At 45.5% G+C, this 15,694-nt stretch carries 14 protein-coding genes; 7 read left to right on the top strand and 7 right to left on the bottom strand.

Annotated features, from left to right (window positions below; translation table 11 throughout):
* Nucleotides 1-98 precede the first annotated feature (98 nt).
* The 5 genes from QWZ05_RS18115 to QWZ05_RS18135 all read right to left on the bottom strand — a co-directional run bounded on the left by QWZ05_RS18115 (nt 99) and on the right by QWZ05_RS18135 (nt 5,684).
* On the bottom strand, nt 99-2,216 hold the full coding sequence (locus tag QWZ05_RS18115; RefSeq protein WP_290299878.1) for a TonB-dependent hemoglobin/transferrin/lactoferrin family receptor: 2,118 nt from the start codon (nt 2,214-2,216) through the stop codon (nt 99-101).
* Between the two features lie 134 nt (nt 2,217-2,350).
* Nucleotides 2,351-2,992, bottom strand: coding sequence for an SDR family NAD(P)-dependent oxidoreductase (locus QWZ05_RS18120; RefSeq protein ID WP_290299881.1), 642 nt, complete (start codon nt 2,990-2,992; stop codon nt 2,351-2,353).
* Nucleotides 2,993-3,010: 18 nt separating this feature from the next.
* A complete protein-coding gene (locus QWZ05_RS18125; protein WP_264877172.1) occupies nt 3,011-3,778 on the bottom strand; it encodes a heme ABC transporter ATP-binding protein in 768 nt (255 codons plus the stop codon).
* Nucleotides 3,775-4,833 carry a FecCD family ABC transporter permease gene (locus tag QWZ05_RS18130; RefSeq protein ID WP_290299883.1) on the bottom strand — a complete coding sequence of 353 codons (1,059 nt, stop codon included), beginning with the start codon at nt 4,831-4,833 and terminating at the stop codon, nt 3,775-3,777. The genes QWZ05_RS18125 and QWZ05_RS18130 overlap by 4 nt, the downstream gene beginning before the upstream one ends.
* Nucleotides 4,834-4,835: 2 nt before the next feature.
* Complete coding sequence (locus QWZ05_RS18135) at nt 4,836-5,684, bottom strand: heme/hemin ABC transporter substrate-binding protein (RefSeq protein WP_290299884.1); 849 nt, start codon at nt 5,682-5,684, stop codon at nt 4,836-4,838.
* A 221-nt stretch (nt 5,685-5,905) separates the two neighbouring features.
* On the opposite strand from QWZ05_RS18135, the gene hutW reads away from it, so the two are divergent.
* The 6 genes from hutW (at nt 5,906) to hisIE (ending at nt 11,876) form a co-directional block, all read left to right on the top strand.
* Nucleotides 5,906-7,255 (top strand): heme anaerobic degradation radical SAM methyltransferase ChuW/HutW, encoded by a 1,350-nt coding sequence (hutW, locus tag QWZ05_RS18140; RefSeq protein WP_290300828.1) that lies wholly within the window; start codon nt 5,906-5,908, stop codon nt 7,253-7,255.
* 89 nt (nt 7,256-7,344) lie between these two features.
* Nucleotides 7,345-7,863 (top strand): heme utilization cystosolic carrier protein HutX, encoded by a 519-nt coding sequence (gene hutX / locus QWZ05_RS18145; protein ID WP_290299885.1) that lies wholly within the window; start codon nt 7,345-7,347, stop codon nt 7,861-7,863.
* Entirely contained in the window at nt 7,860-8,402 is a 543-nt protein-coding gene (gene hutZ, locus QWZ05_RS18150) for a heme utilization protein HutZ (protein ID WP_290299886.1), read from the top strand. Before hutX ends, hutZ begins: the two co-directional genes overlap by 4 nt.
* A 79-nt stretch (nt 8,403-8,481) precedes the next feature.
* Entirely contained in the window at nt 8,482-10,281 is a 1,800-nt protein-coding gene (locus QWZ05_RS18155; protein ID WP_290299887.1) for an ABC transporter ATP-binding protein, read from the top strand.
* 189 nt (nt 10,282-10,470) lie between these two features.
* Nucleotides 10,471-11,244 (top strand): imidazole glycerol phosphate synthase subunit HisF, encoded by a 774-nt coding sequence (hisF, locus tag QWZ05_RS18160; RefSeq protein ID WP_290299888.1) that lies wholly within the window; start codon nt 10,471-10,473, stop codon nt 11,242-11,244.
* Nucleotides 11,241-11,876 (top strand): bifunctional phosphoribosyl-AMP cyclohydrolase/phosphoribosyl-ATP diphosphatase HisIE, encoded by a 636-nt coding sequence (hisIE, locus tag QWZ05_RS18165; RefSeq protein WP_290299889.1) that lies wholly within the window; start codon nt 11,241-11,243, stop codon nt 11,874-11,876. The genes hisF and hisIE overlap by 4 nt, the downstream gene beginning before the upstream one ends.
* A gap of 91 nt (nt 11,877-11,967) precedes the next feature.
* Here hisIE and QWZ05_RS18170 read toward each other — a convergent pair whose 3' ends face one another.
* Together QWZ05_RS18170 and QWZ05_RS18175 are read right to left on the bottom strand one after the other, a co-directional pair.
* A complete protein-coding gene (locus QWZ05_RS18170; RefSeq protein ID WP_264877182.1) occupies nt 11,968-13,650 on the bottom strand; it encodes an aspartate:alanine antiporter in 1,683 nt (560 codons plus the stop codon).
* Nucleotides 13,651-13,865: 215 nt separating this feature from the next.
* A complete protein-coding gene (locus QWZ05_RS18175; RefSeq protein ID WP_164648584.1) occupies nt 13,866-14,129 on the bottom strand; it encodes a GrxA family glutaredoxin in 264 nt (87 codons plus the stop codon).
* A 239-nt stretch (nt 14,130-14,368) separates the two neighbouring features.
* Between QWZ05_RS18175 and QWZ05_RS18180 the strand changes: the two genes are divergently transcribed.
* On the top strand, nt 14,369-15,610 hold the full coding sequence (locus tag QWZ05_RS18180; RefSeq protein WP_264877183.1) for an iron-containing alcohol dehydrogenase: 1,242 nt from the start codon (nt 14,369-14,371) through the stop codon (nt 15,608-15,610).
* The last annotated feature ends 84 nt before the right edge of the window (nt 15,611-15,694 follow it).

Below are 15,694 nucleotides of genomic sequence, written 5' to 3' on the forward strand. Positions count from 1 at the left end.
CGCTTTACTTGTATTTTTTATAAAAAAAGGGTCTGATGATTTCAGACCCTTTATCCAGTTAACGGTGTTGTATAATTTGGCTATTTGAGAAGGTTACATCAGAACTCGTATTTTGCCGTAATTGACCAATTACGTCCCGCTTGAGTCTTGTCTTTGTCTTCAGCAACGAGGTCACGTACATCGTTCCAGCTGTAGTACTCTTCATCTGTTAGATTGAAGATGCCAGCACGCAGCGTTAGATCTTGGATTGGCTTGTAGTAAGCTGTCACATCAACAATGGTTGCGCTAGAGATTGGTAGGTAGTCGCCATTGATGTCACTCGCATCTTTGCTTGCGGTGTAATTCACATTCAATGAGGTTCCCCAGTTGGACTCAGAATCATAGTTTAGGCCAGCAACAAGATTCCAAGGGTTGATGCTGTTCAGTGGGTTACCATCACCGTCTTCGCCCTCTGTGTAGGCTGCTGCGATTCGAGAGCTGAAACCTCTAACTGAAACAAACTCATCCCACGATAGGTTGTTGCCTAATTCAACCCCACGGATTTCAGCCTTGTCTTTGTTGACGTGCATATTTACACAAGGGTCTGATGGAGTCCAAGAGCCTGTCACACATTCAGAGTCGATGAAGTTATCGTAATCACTATAGAAGATAGCAATTTCAGTAGATGAAATAGCATGGTTGTGACGCCAACCTAACTCATAAGAGATACTCTCTTCTGCTTTAAGATCTGGATTTGGTGCACTGACATAACCGAACATTGGGTTGCCATAAGAGTAGAATAACTCCTGAAAATCTGGTGCACGGAAACCTTGGCTCACTTGGGCAAATAAGCGATGCTCATTGTTGATCTTGTACACTGTACCTAGTCTGGCCGTGAAGGCAGAGTCTGAGTATTTAGTGTACACATCTTGTGGGTTTTCACTTGGGTTATCACTTGCATCACCAGGGTCGGTTTCAAATGAGTCATAACGGATGCCAGGGGTCACAATCCAGTTACCAAATGAGATTTCATCTTGGGCAAATAGACCATAACGACGCTCGCTTGCGTTTGGCATGTAGAATATTTCGCTATCTGGACGAGTGGTGTTGTATTCAAGGTTGGTATTCTCAATATCTTTATCAAAGAATGCCGCACCATAGATCACGTAGTGCTGTGTGTTGCCGACCATAAAGTGTTTGTCAATTTGTAGGTCAAATTGAACCCCTTCGTCTGAATAGACATAGTCTTTACGTTGAACGTTACCGTCAGAAAGGTAGGTTCGGTTTGTCACACCGTTTTCTTCCTTTGAAAGCCAGTCTAATTGCCAAACAACAGTATCAGCGATCGCAGAGTAAGCGTCCCAAATATGTTTGATGCCAACTTGATATTGTTCAGTTTCGTCTTCACCGTTGTAATTCGTGTAGTTCTCATCCTTGATGGTCATATCGGCACGATTTTTTAGGTAGTTACCTGAAAATTCGAGGCGATGTGACGGGTTCAATTGGTACTGAAGTTTGATCAGTAGGTTATCAACAGAGGTATCTTGCTCGTCAGGTGAACCGAAGTTATCGATTTCGTTACCGTCACGGCGTGTATACGCGACAAGTGATTCTAAATCGCCAAAGCGATTTGCCAATGCTACAGATTCACTGAATGTGTTGTCAGCCGATGAGTAGTTGAATTTCGCGTGACCGCCAAAGTCTTTCCCACGGAGGAAATCACTCGGGTCTTTAGTCTCAAACGCTACGATACCACCAACGGCATCTGAACCATGTAAAGAAGAGGCGGCACCTTTCACCACACCTACCGCTTTCAACATATCAGGGTCAACATCAGCACGAGAAGAGTTAATGAAGTCGTAGCTATTCTTAAACTGGTTCGATTGTGCCACACCGTCAACGGTGACCTTGACTCGATTACCTGACATTCCGCGGATGTTGATACCTTGCACACCTTGACGAGAAGTGGAATCAACCGTCACCCCAGGCGTATATTTAAATAAATCGCCAAGATCCGTGACCATATTCGCTTCAATGTCATCAGCCGTGATGATAGCAACAGAGGCAGCTGTATCTTCAATCGGGCTAGAGCTTCGTGTTGCGGTGATAACCATCACTTCATCTGCTTGAGCTGATGGTGATTCTGTTGAGGTGTGATTGTCTTGAGCGAGCACGCTACCACTGGAAAGAGCGAGCAAAATGGCTGCAGAAAGAGCAGATTGTTTGTAATGAGTCATTTTATCCCTTTGACTATTTTTGTTGCTAATTATTAATAATGCGCATGATATTGAGATTGATTATCATTTGCAAATGTTATTTTTATAAATTTAACAATTTGATTTAGAAGTAGGTTTCTACTTGTTTAAGTATTCTAACGAGAGCTTTTGTTGGCGTTAGGATCGATACACTGATAAATTTTATGGAGGCTGTCGCGATTTGAGAGTAACTGGTGGGACAAACGAGCCACTTCACTACGGTGAATAATACCGTGTACTTCAATGCCTTGAGATAACTCTCCCAATTGCGTTTCAGGCCCATCGACTAAGCCGCCTGGCCGAAGAATAGTGTAGGGCAGTGTGCTGCTTTGTAGCCAAGCCTCTGCAAGAGTTTTCTCTCTGACCGCACCGCCAAAGCCTCTCTTTGCAGCATCGGAGAGATATTGCCACGAGTCACCACAACCTAATGATGTCACTAACAAGAATCGAGACTGATTGTGTAGTTCTAATGCATCAATGAGATACCTATGCCCGATATAATCGACAGGAATTTCAGCTCTAAAGCTACCCATAGTCGATATTACCCAAGCATCTTGTGGCAGTTTGTTCACGGTCTCATTAACTAAATCTTGTTGGGTCGCATCGCAAGCGAAGGTTTCATTGCAGGCTTTAAGCATACGATCTGATTTATCGGGATTGCGTGAGACACCGTAAACAGTGAAACCTTGCGACTGGTAATATTCCGCCATAGCGAGCCCTAGGCCACTGCCAGCGCCCCAAATAACGATTTTATTCATCCTTATACTCCAAGGGAATTAACTAATAACGATAGGGTAGTGACCACTCGGGTGAGTCATCACATTGACTTTCCAGTTGTAAACCGACTCTATAAGCGCAGGAGTAAGCACCTCTTCTGGTGTACCATCTGCTGCAATTTGACCTTCATTGAGCACAATCAGTCGATCGCCATATTGAGCGGCAAGATTTAAGTCATGGATGACCGCGACAACGGCTGAGCCTTGATTGGCCATCTCTTTAGCCAACTGGAGTGTTCTATGCTGATGACCTAAGTCTAGTGCTGATGTTGGTTCATCCAACAGCAGGGCACACTTGTCCTCACTTTGAGAGATTTGCGTTAGAACACGAGCTAAGTGAACACGCTGTTTCTCACCCCCAGAAAGAGAGGGAAAAAGGCGATCGGCTAGATGAGTAACCTCAGTACGCTGCATATTTTGCGAAGCAATCTTAGTAATGCCTTTTTGGCATGAGTGTAGGTTTAGGCCCCCTAGTTCAACTACTTCTCTTGCAGTAAAGGCAAAAGTGAGGTTGCTGTGTTGTGGCAATACACCGACATGCTTAGCCAGGTGAGCAGGATTCCATTCATCGAGATTACGCCCAAAATAAGAGACCTGTCCTTTGGTTTGCCATTCACGGCTGATTAACTTCAACAGGCTGCTTTTTCCAGTGCCATTTGGGCCTAATAGAATGGTAAATTCACCCCCCTTAATGGATGCAGAGGTCTGCTTGAGGATCGTTTTTTTTCCTAACGTTAGGTTAAGATCTGAAAATGCTATTGCACTCATGCCAGTCGACCTTTTTGTTGAATCAGTAACCAAATGAAGAACGGTGCACCAAGTAGTGCTGTGACGATACCAACCGGCATATCAAGTGGTGCGACCACAGTACGAGCAAGCATATCGGCGACAAGCAGGAGCAACGCACCAAGAATCATTGCCAAAGGAATAAGACGCTTATGGTTTGGCCCACCGATCATACGGCCTATGTGCGGCACAATCAGACCGATAAAGCCGATCATACCTGCGAGAGAGACAGTGATACCGACGCCGGCCGCCGTGAGTAGTATCATGCGCTTTTTTAATCGCTGTACATCAATACCCATGTGATTGGCTTCAGCTTCACCAAGGAGTAAAGCATTCAACTTATCTGCATCACGATAGAATAGAAGGAACAAGCCGATCAGTGCTGTAAACCCGAGCAAGATACCTTTCCAGTCAGCGCCAGCAAGTGAGCCCATACTCCATAGTGAGAGATCGCGTAAAGCTTGGTCGTCTGCGTAGTAGTTCATTAACCCAAGACCAGCGCCAGCAAGTGCGCTAATCGCAACACCCGCAAGCAGCATCATAGCGACAGAGGTACCACTTGAGCTGGTGCCGAGCTTATAGACCAAGACGGTTGAGATAGCGCCGCCAAGAAAGGCAAACACTGGAACTGTGCCAAAAAGCAGTACGATAGGGTAGCTAGCAGCGAGTGAGCCAAAGAGGACAATCGCGATGGCTGCGCCTAGTGATGCCCCTGCTGATACACCAATGATTCCTGGGTCTGCAAGAGGGTTACGAAAGAGTCCTTGCATGACGGTACCACACATTGCGAGTAAGCCACCAACTGCAATACACAGGAGAGTACGCGGCAGTCGAACCTGTTGAACCACCATCAAAACATGTTGAGGTAAATCAGACTCATAAGGGAGCAGTGCCTTCATACTATCAGCGAAACCAATGTCCATTGGCCCCATCGCAATCGAACTAATGACCGCGGCATAAAGCAATATCGCACCAAAAATCAAAAGGCTCGCTAGAGGTAGGCGTTGAGAGCTTAGCCTTTGCAACAATTGAGACATTTTTACTTCGCCTCACTTTCGAAACGCTCGTGAAGCGTCTCAGCAAGCGTCAAGCTTTCTAGTCCAAAGCCCCCAATAATTGCTCGACCTGGAATAGGAATAATGTTGTTGTTAGCGCCTGCAGGAGTTGCAGCGAGAAGGGGCATTTTAGCGATTATCTCGTCGATGCTGCCCATTGTGCCTAAGGTGCGTTCAGCGATTAGGATATAGTCGGGTTGCAGTTCCAATACTGCTTCGACTGACATCGGTTTATAAGATTCAAATTGAGGTGAAGCAGGGTTGTTTGCACCGGCGACTTTGATCACTGCATCGACTGGCGTGTTTTGACCCGCAACCGTAATAGGGCGTCCTTCACTCAGCATCACAAAAATGACTTTGGGTGGAGCTTGAAGTGTCTGTCCTTCCAAGGAGTCTAATCTTTGGTTGATATCGGCTTTGAGTGCCTGTGCCTTGTTTTGGGTGTCGGTAAGCATCGCTACTTGATCGATACGGTTGTTGATACTTGCTCTATCAATACCTGTAGAAACGGTTTCGACATCAACGCCGGCATTTTTGAGTGAGGTAATGGTGGTTTCAGGACCCATTTCAGGAGAGCCGATAATTATACTTGGTGCAAGCGCAAGCAGGCCTTCTGTAGAGAGTTGTCGGTGGTAGCCAACCTGTGGGATATCCGTTTCTGCAACGAAAGATTGACTAGTTGAATCAACAGCAACCAATTTATCTTGAGCTCCTAAAGCGTATATCAATTCTGTCACAGTGGAGCCAGCACTAATAATTCTGACGTCTTTTGCCATTGATGGAAGGGAAACGAGCAGTGTGGCGATTGCTGCAATCAGAGTCTTTTTAGTCATCTTATCTATCCGTAAATTCAGTTTAAATCGCTGAAACAATGAGAGACCTTGGTTAAAGAATACTATGAGCTCTCATCACGATATCAGCGGCATCCATTATCCATTAAATGCAAATAAGATCAATTATCAATTGCATTTGTATTTACAGTTAGTATTATTGTGCGGCAAAACAAGGTTAGTCATGGGTGGCTAACTCTCTATTTTCAAAGCAAGTAAGCAGCATGATTGACTTAGATAATACTGATATCACCGGGATACACACCCCGGATCCACTCCGCTATGCATTCAAACGTAAAGGTGGTGCTCACTCTGGGGGAGGAGCTGTTCCTATCCCTGCAAGTGACACACAGATGCGACTTAATCAAGCATTATCGCTCTCAACGCCTTCAGCAGAAGCACGCTGTCTTTACGTACACGTCCCGTTCTGCCGAGTACGCTGCACTTATTGCAATTTCTTCCAGTACGCATCAAGCAAAAAGATGATTGATGAGTACTTCGAAGCGCTAGTGATTGAGCTTGAGCGCAAAGCCGCACAACCTTGGACGCAAGCAGCACCATTTCACGCCGTGTATATCGGCGGAGGAACGCCAACAGACTTAAGTGCTGAACAGTTAGAGCAACTCGGAAAGTTGATTCACCAGCATTTTCCATTGACTCCAGATTGCGAGTTAACGCTTGAAGGTCGAATTAACCGGTTTGGCGCTGATAAGTTTGAATCAGCACTAGAAGGAGGCTTTAACCGTTTCTCGTTTGGTATACAGAGCTTTGACACCAAGGTGAGACGTGCAGCCAAGCGCTTGGATGATGGTGATGTTGCTATGCGCCGCATTCAAGATCTCGTTGCTTACAACAGTGCCCCTATCGTTATTGACTTATTGTTTGGACTACCTCATCAAACGCTCGATGTGTGGCAGCGAGATTTGGACGGGTATCGTGAGTCAGGCGCACATGGTGTTGATCTATACCAACTGATCGACATGCAAGGCCTACCAATGCAGCAAATGGTTGAAGTTGGCAAATTGCCAGCACCGGCCGACACGCCAACGAAAGCGACCATGTATGAGATGGGTGTGAACTATATGGCACAGCATCATCAACGCCGACTTAGTTGCAATCACTGGGCAAAAGACAATCGCGAGCGCAGCATTTACAACAGCTTGGCAAAAACCACTGCGGAAGTGTTACCGCTAGGTGCCGGTGCAGGTGGCAACGTCGGTGGCCTACAGATGATGCAGATGCGAGATATGACGCAATATATTGAGTCAGTAAAAGCGGAGCAATACCCTGTCGCGATGTTGATGCAAGGCACTGGCAATAAAGCGTTGGCCAATGGAATACGAGCTGCGTTTGACCGAGGTGTTTTGGCAAGAGAGGCCTTAAATCGAAATGCAGGCTGGGATTGTTATTCCGCCGCATTGCCTTTATTTGAAAAGTGGCAAACCAACGGCTTAGTGAAGGTCAGTCAAGATTACTTATCGCTGACACTTGCAGGTGAGTTTTGGAACGTAAAATTAGCACAGAATCTAATCAATACAGTTTCAGAACTGGATAAGCAGCGCCAAGCCGCGTAATGAATTTTGTAAGTCGATAGAAAACGACCGCAATTAGAATCGAAACTAAAATAAATAAGCACACAGAGTGCAATCTCAAGGAGAATATCATGTACGCAACTTGTACATTCGAACAAGCTCAACAAAACGTCGCTGAACTTTGTGCCGCCGAGCCAAGCCTATCAGTAACTGATATCGCGCTTCGTTTATCGTTAACCGAAGCGGAGGCGAGCTTAGCACTACCTGCTGAAATGGTGACTACTGTGAGTGGCGAACACGCTGAAGGTGTACTAACCCAGCTAACAGAATGGGGAAATGTTACGACAATTGTCAATTCATGGGGTTCTATCTTTGAGTTTAAAGGGCCTTTCCCGAAAGGAAAAAGCGCACATGGTTACTACAATATTATGGGTAGAGCAGGCTTACACGGCCACTTAAAACTTGATCTAATTACTAATATAGCTTTTGTGAGCAAGCTGTTTCATGGTACTGAAACACACCATATCGCCTTTTTTAATCAAGAAGGTAGCTGTGTTTTCCGAGTTTATTTAGGTCGTGACAAAGCGCGTAATCTTATCCCAGAGCAGTTAACTGCATTCGCTGCAATGAAGAAGGAATTGACCCAGTGAATCCGAGTGTAAAACAAGAGCGATTACAGTCGCGACTGGTGCCTGAAATGCAGGAGTTTCGCGATACCTGCCAAACATTGCAATTGGCGACGATAGACAAAGAGCAGCGTCCAACGGCAAGCTATGTGCCGTTTGCTTTTACCGAGGCGGGCTTCTTTATTTTGATTAGTGATATTGCGGCTCATGGGCAAAACCTGAAAGCGAACAACAATCTCTCAATCATGTTGATTGAGGATGAAGCAAAGGCAAAGCACATTTTTGCGCGCCGCAGGCTCTCTTTTGAAGCTCAGGCGAAACAGGTCGAGCGTGATACTGAGATGTGGGCTCAGGGTGTCGATGCTTTACAAATCAAATTTGGCGAGATCATCGAAAACCTGAGTAACTTGGGTGATTTCCGTCTATATCAAATTCAACCTGAGAAAGGTCGTTACGTCAAAGGGTTTGGTCAAGCGTTTGATGTGAACGGTTTCGATATGGTGGATGTTGTTCATTTAACCGAAGGACATGTACAGTGCCAAAAAGAGCAAGCCGAAGGCTAATTCCAGCCGGCTAACATTTTCAGCCCCGGGCAACGTTGCGCGGGGCTTTTTATTGTGACAGAGACAATTGGAGACGAGCGTGGGCAGCGAGCGCTTAACAACCCTTTCCCCTAAATGGCTTTATCAGCAAGCGACAAAGCATAAGAAAAAACTCATCTTTGCCAATCTTCTGGCTATCAGCGCCACCTTAATCAGCGTTCCTATTCCCTTGTTATTGCCTTTGATGGTTGACGAGGTACTACTGAATCAACCTGCGGGTGGTGTGGCTATAATGAATAGCCTACTACCTGAAGCATGGCAGGGGCCGACACAATACATAGCGCTTTGTTTAGTTATGATTATCGTGATGCGATGTATTAGCCAACTACTCAACATTATTCAGAATCGCCAGTTCACTTTGGTGTCGAAAACACTGACATGTCAAGTTCGTCAAGCTTTGTTGGATAAACTAGGGCGGGTGAGCATGCGTCAATATGAACAAAAGGGCAGTGGTGCTATTACTTCTCATCTTGTTACCGATATTGAAACAATCGATAAGTTTGTCGGAGACACATTAAGCCGCTTGATTGTGAGTACATTGACGATAGTCGGTATTGCCGTGATCTTGCTCTGGATGGAGTGGCGGTTAGGGTTATTTATTTTGGCCATGAACCCGGTCATTGTATTGCTTTCTCGCAAACTCGGGCAGCGCGTTAAGCACCTCAAGAAACGTGAAAATCAATCTTTCGAGCGCTTTCAACAACGTCTAGTTGAGACGCTTGAAGGGCTTTATCAATTACGTGCAGCTAATCGAGAGAATGCCTACCTAAATAAACTCAAGCAAGATGCTGAAGCCATCAGGCAAGATGCCGACCAGTTCGCTTGGCAATCTGATGCGGCCAATCGAATGTCATTTCTCATGTTTTTAGTTGGCTTTGAGATTTTTCGCGCTGCTGCGATGATCATGGTGCTTTTCAGTGACCTTTCCATTGGTCAGATTTTCGCTATTTTTGGCTACTTATGGTATATGCTTAGCCCAGTGCAAGAGTTACTCGGTGTGCAATATGCGTGGTTTAGTGCATCGGCAGCAATGAAAAGATTGAATGGACTGCTCGCGCTTGAAGAGGAGAGTAGGCCAAAAGCAAAGGTAAACCCATTTGAGGCACATCAGCCGCTATCTGTAGAGATTGCAAACGTCAATTTTCAGTATGACGATGAGCGAACGGTGCTAAATAACCTGAATTTAATCATTCCGGCAGGTAAGCGTGTTGCACTGGTTGGCGCCTCTGGGGGCGGCAAGTCAACACTCATTCAGTTATTAATGGGAATATATCGAAAAGACTCAGGCAACATCCTGATCAATGGCTACCATGTCGAGGACGTCAGTTACGAATCACTGCGTGATAACATGGCTGTCGTGCTTCAGCAGCCTGCGATTTTCAATGACACCTTACGCCACAACCTCACCTTAGGGAATGGTATCTATTCCGATGAGCAGCTCTGGCAGGCTTTAGCCGTCGCTCAACTGAAGAAGGTGGTGGAAGCATTGAGCGAAGGGCTAGACTCTCCATTAGGTCGCAATGGTGTTCGACTGTCTGGAGGACAGCGCCAACGTTTAGCCATTGCCAGAATGGTTTTAGCTGACCCTAAATTTGTCATACTCGATGAGGCAACATCAGCGTTAGATACCGCAACGGAAGCTGCTCTTCATCTAGCAATGCAGCAGTTCTTAGCGAATCGCACCACGTTGATCGTTGCTCACCGACTATCGGCTGTAAAGCAAGCGGATATTATCTATGTGTTAGAAGATGGGAGAGTGAAGCAATCGGGCTCCCATAATGACCTTGTGACTCAGGATGGGGTGTATAAAACCTTGTATGGAGAGCTCCAAGCAAGCTAAACAAAAGCGATTATCTTGTTAATTCATAGCGGAATTGTGAATAGCCCTTTACTGACTTCTGAAAATGTGTACATTGAAGGTAAGACATATCTACACGCGGACAAGATGTTTGCAACTAATCGTAGATGGCAACACCTTTTAAATGGAGTTTAGTTTGAATCAGAAGTGTAATTGGGAGGTGTTGTAACAATGCTTGCCAAAAGAATCATCCCTTGTCTTGATGTCCGAGATGGACAAGTTGTTAAAGGCGTCCAATTCCGCAATCATGAAATTATCGGTGACATCGTTCCACTCGCTCAGCGCTATGCTGAAGAAGGGGCGGATGAGCTGGTGTTTTATGATATTACTGCATCGAGTGATGGCCGTGTGGTCGATAAGAGCTGGGTTGCTCGCGTCGCAGAGGTTATCGATATTCCATTCTGTGTTGCTGGTGGTATTAAATCTGCTGATGATGCAGTACGCATTCTAGAGTTCGGTGCAGACAAGGTATCCATCAACTCTCCAGCACTGGCAAACCCAGAGCTCATTACTGACCTTGCCGATAAATTTGGTGTGCAGTGTATTGTTGTTGGTATCGATTCATACTACGACAAAGAGACAGGTAAATATCAGGTTTATCAGTTTACTGGCGATGAAGCGCGCACAAAAGCGACCCAATGGGAAACCAGAGATTGGGTTCAAGAAGTACAAAAACGCGGAGCGGGTGAAATCGTTTTAAACATGATGAACCAAGATGGCGTGCGCAATGGTTATGATATTGAACAGCTAAATATGGTGCGTGAAGTGTGCAATGTGCCGCTGATCGCTTCTGGTGGCGCTGGCGCAATGGAACACTTTGCTGAAGCCTATCAAAAGGCGAATGTTGATGGAGCATTGGCAGCATCGGTATTTCATAAGCAAGTCATTAATATTGGCGCGCTAAAACAGTATCTAAAACAGCAGGACATTGAGGTGCGACTATGAGTTTTGCAACCGCAGAAGTGAGCGCACTAGCAGAGCGCATTGATTGGGATAAAGTTGAAGGGCTCGTACCAGCGATTGTGCAAGACTTTCAATCGAGCCAAGTGCTGATGATGGGCTACATGAACCGCGATGCGCTCGCAAAAACAGGCGACACAGGCCAAGTGACTTTCTTTTCACGTACGAAAGAGCGCTTATGGACCAAAGGTGAAACCTCAGGAAACGTCCTTCAGCTAAAAAATATCGCCCTAGATTGCGATAACGACACGTTACTTGTTAAGGTCGATCCAATTGGTCCAACGTGTCATACGGGAACAACGACCTGTTGGGATGGCGATAAGCAAGAAGAGTCACAAATGGTGTGGCTTCATCAACTTGAGCAGCTATTGGCTGCCCGCAAGAGTGCCGACCCAGAATCCTCTTACACCGCCAGTCTTTATGCCCGTGGCACCAAGCGTATTTCGCAAAAAGTGGGCGAAGAGGGTGTTGAAGTCGCGCTTGCGGCGACGTCGGGTGATAAGGCGGAGCTAGTATGTGAATCAGCTGATCTTATCTATCACTTATTTGTGTTACTACAAGATCAAGGCTTATCGATGGATGATGTCATCAATAAGCTCAAAGAACGTCACAAATAGACAGTTTTTTCGTAGTGAAATTATAACGGCGAGCCAATTGGCTCGCCGTTTTTTATGCTGGTATCCGTTCAAACCACTAGGGTGAGCAACGTTAGTAGAGAATAATTAAAATCGTACCTGCCAGCGTCATGAGTATGTTGGCAATCGCATACGTGCCGGCATAGCCTAGAGCAGGAATGGTCGATTTTGCGTAGTCATTAACGATATCCATGGCTGGTGCACAGGTACGAGCACCGATGATCGCGCCGAACAATAACGCACGGTTCATCTTTAAGATATACGCACCGACAAGGTAAGCAAAAACAACCGGCAGCACACTGATAACCAAGGCAAGAGTAATCACTTGAAAACCAACGTCTGCAAGGTGCTCAAACATTTTGCCACCTGCACTTAATCCGATTCCCACCATAAAGAATGCCAAGCCTAAGTCTTTGACAAGGTTCAACGCCCCCTGCGGGACATAACCAAAAGTCGGGTGATTTGCACGCAAGAAGCCTAGGGTAATACCTGAAAGCAAGAGACCCACTGCATTACCTAAACCAAATGAGACTTGGCCAAAGGTCATGGTGATCAAACCAAACATAATACCCAGTATAAAGAAGCTACAAAACGCTAATAGGTCTGCCATTTGTGAGTGGATTGAGATGAAACCAATGCGCTCAGCAAGACCATGCACACGACTCTTTTCACCACTGACTTGAATCACATCACCTTTAGCGAGAACAATATCATGGTCCATCGGCATTTCGATTTGCGCACGTACTACACGGTTAAGGAAACAGCCATATTCGGATAGGTTAAGATCTGAAAGGCGCTTACCGGCGATAGAATCGTTTTTTACTACGATCTCTTCTTCAACGATGCGTAAGTCGAGTAGGTTGCGGTCAAAGACCTCTTTACCGTTACGGAAGCTTGGGTCAAGACGTGCGTGGCTATCAGGGAAGCCCACCAAAGCAATTTCATCACCCTCTTGCAGAATTGCGTCACCATCTGGGTGCGCCAGAATTCCGTTACGACGAATACGTTCGATATAACAGCCAGTTTGGCGATAGATACCGAGTTCACGCAGGTTTTTTCCGTCTGTCCAATCAATCAATTCAGGGCCAACACGATAGGCACGTATGATAGGAAGGTAGACCTTGCGTTGACCAGAACTGCCCAAGCCGCGCTCTTGTGCGATTTGCTGAGCAGAGTCGGATAGGTTTTGCTTTTGAAGGCGCGGTAGCAGCTTAGCAAATACAATCATGCTTATAAGGCCAACTAAATAGGCCATCGCATAACCGACTGACAGGTTTTCTAATACCGCAGCAAACTCCATATCTCGAGGAATTTCAGCTAATCCTGAGCTTAATGCATCTTGCGCACCAACGAGTACGGGAGTTGACGTTAATGCACCCGCCATCATACCAGTAGCCAAACCTAAATCGAGATGGAGAAACTGTGTCGCGAAGTAGGTGATAGAGATCGCGCTAACTAATACCACCATACTCAGAATAAAGTAGTGTTTGCCATCACGGAAGAAGATACCAAAAAAGTTAGGCCCAGCTTCGATACCGACACAGTAAATAAACAGCATGAAGCCAATGGTCAGTGCTTCTGGGTTAAAGGTGAAACCTAAATGACCCATAACCAATGAGGTGATCAGAACACCAATAGAGTTACCGAGCTGAAAGTTACCGAAACGAATTTTACCGATCGCGAGACCGATGGCGAGAACGACAAAGATAAGAAGAATAGGGTTGTGCTCTAAGAGGCTAACAACGTCAATGTTCACGGCTTTGAACCAGATTTTAGGGGGTGGACAGGAAGTGTGCGAATTGTACTGAATTATTAGTAAATGATAAGCATAATTTAGTGAAAACGCATAAAAAATTTAACCGACCTCACTGAAGTCAATTTTGGGTCAGTTTTGTGTTTAAGAAATAACAAAAAACCGCCGTAAAAACAGCGGTTTGATATAATCTTGTAATCTATTGAGCGAGTCGCTGATTAAGCGAATAGACCTAAGTGCTCTTTCGCGTACGCTTCGAAGTCGTCACAGCCACCGATGTGCTCTTGATCTACGAAAATCTGAGGAACTGTTTCTACAGGTTTACCAACTGTTTTCTCGAGGTCTGCTTTTGAGATACCTTCAGCGTGGATGTCTACATAACGGTAGTTAAAATCATCACGCTTCTCTTTTAGCGTTTCCGCGTACTCTTTTGCGCGAACACAGTATGGACATGCAGGGCGACCAAAGATAACAACAAACATAAACTTTTCTCCTTTGTTTTATGTGAACAACTATGCCTGATCGTGGTCATAAAATAAAGTGGTGAATACCTGTTACTGCGATAGATAAAAGCTATTGACTGATGTTTAAGCGATGTGATTTCTCTCAAAATTACCCTAAAATTAATAAGGGTAATTAGAAAGCTTTGCACTAGGTCAAATCGACTATCGATAACATGGTTAATTATCATCATAGAGAAAGAATTAGAAAGGGAGAGTCTATGTTCAACTTTATGACCAGTGGGCGAGTGATCTTCGGTGAAGGCTCACTCGCACATTCACTATCACTGATTCGACAATATGGTTACAGTGTACTGCTAGTCACAGGGAAAGGGATTCAACGCAGTTCAGTTGTGCTTGATTATTTGGTGAAACAGCAGCTCCGCTATCAGCATATAGCCGTTGGCAACGAGCCAAATATTACGATGGTAGAAGAAGCGGCTGTATTGGGGCGCAAGTTCAATCCAGAAGTGATTGTTGCCTTTGGTGGAGGCAGTGTGATTGATATGGGTAAAGCGCTTGCTGCAGTGATCCCAAATCAGGGCAATGTTTACGATTACGTTGAAACTGTGGGTAGAAATGTCCCCCTCAAAACCCGGCCTTTACCCGTTATCGCCATTCCGACCACTGCAAGTACAGGCAGCGAAGTAACAAAAAATGCGGTGCTCCGTTCAGGACAAGACCGTATTAAAGTCAGCCTACGCGATCAAGATATACTCCCTAAGGTGGCAATTATCGACCCAACACTCACCTATGGCACTAGCCAGTCTATTTCTGCTCGTGGAGCGATGGATACATTTACACATCTAATGGAAGCTTATGTGTGTAACGAGCCAAACGCCTTCAGTGACATGCTATGTGAAGAAGGGTTCCGCCGTTTAAGTCGCTCGGTGATTGATGCGTGTTTACATGATGACCACAAGGCACGTGAAGATCTATCATTTGCAGCTATGCTCGGTGGAATGGCGCTCACCAACGCTAAGTTGGGTGGTATTCATGGTTTAGCGTCTGCGCTGGGTGGTGAGCTCAAAGCGCCTCACGGTGTGATTACAGGTCGCCTAGCGCCATTTGTGATGCGAGAAAATATATTGAATGCAGAAGCAAATGGTGAAGAGCTGATTCTCGAGCGCTATCAGCGCATGGCTCAGATTTTAACTGGCAGACAAAATGCAAACCTACATGATGCCGTCCTGTGGGTTGAAAGCATTTTATCGCGATTGGATATTCCTGAGCTGGGTGAGTTTGGTGTCTGCAGCACAACCTTTGAATTGGTGGCTGAGAGTGCGCTTAAATCAGTGGACATTCGTGGCAACGCCAGCACGTTGGACAGAGAGCGCCTAATCAACATTCTTGAGTCAGTGTGTGAATGTGATGGCAGCTGCACAAAACAAACAGAGATTAAAGACGACTATCTACTCGTAGAGCTAGTGCATGATTCTAGTGCTGAAACGAGTGATATATAATGGAACAAAGAGCTTCGTAATTTTGGAATAGATAAAAAAAGACCTTCATTTATGAAGGTCTTTTTTGCGTTCTATGTTTAGGCT

Source organism: Vibrio agarivorans (assembly GCF_030409635.1).
Taxonomy (GTDB): Bacteria; Pseudomonadota; Gammaproteobacteria; order Enterobacterales; family Vibrionaceae; genus Vibrio; species Vibrio agarivorans.

What these genes read in the sequence shown, in the direction of transcription:
- QWZ05_RS18175 (WP_164648584.1), bottom strand. Translation starts at nt 14,129, where the DNA reads ATGTTTGTTGTTATCTTTGGTCGCCCTGCATGTCCATACTGTGTTCGC.
- QWZ05_RS18125 (WP_264877172.1), bottom strand. Translation starts at nt 3,778, where the DNA reads ATGAGTGCAATAGCATTTTCAGATCTTAACCTAACGTTAGGAAAAAAA.
- hisIE (WP_290299889.1), top strand. Translation starts at nt 11,241, where the DNA reads ATGAGTTTTGCAACCGCAGAAGTGAGCGCACTAGCAGAGCGCATTGAT.
- QWZ05_RS18120 (WP_290299881.1), bottom strand. Translation starts at nt 2,992, where the DNA reads ATGAATAAAATCGTTATTTGGGGCGCTGGCAGTGGCCTAGGGCTCGCT.
- QWZ05_RS18130 (WP_290299883.1), bottom strand. Translation starts at nt 4,833, where the DNA reads ATGTCTCAATTGTTGCAAAGGCTAAGCTCTCAACGCCTACCTCTAGCG.
- hutX (WP_290299885.1), top strand. Translation starts at nt 7,345, where the DNA reads ATGTACGCAACTTGTACATTCGAACAAGCTCAACAAAACGTCGCTGAA.
- QWZ05_RS18180 (WP_264877183.1), top strand. Translation starts at nt 14,369, where the DNA reads ATGTTCAACTTTATGACCAGTGGGCGAGTGATCTTCGGTGAAGGCTCA.
- QWZ05_RS18115 (WP_290299878.1), bottom strand. Translation starts at nt 2,216, where the DNA reads ATGACTCATTACAAACAATCTGCTCTTTCTGCAGCCATTTTGCTCGCT.
- hutW (WP_290300828.1), top strand. Translation starts at nt 5,906, where the DNA reads ATGATTGACTTAGATAATACTGATATCACCGGGATACACACCCCGGAT.
- QWZ05_RS18135 (WP_290299884.1), bottom strand. Translation starts at nt 5,684, where the DNA reads ATGACTAAAAAGACTCTGATTGCAGCAATCGCCACACTGCTCGTTTCC.
- hisF (WP_290299888.1), top strand. Translation starts at nt 10,471, where the DNA reads ATGCTTGCCAAAAGAATCATCCCTTGTCTTGATGTCCGAGATGGACAA.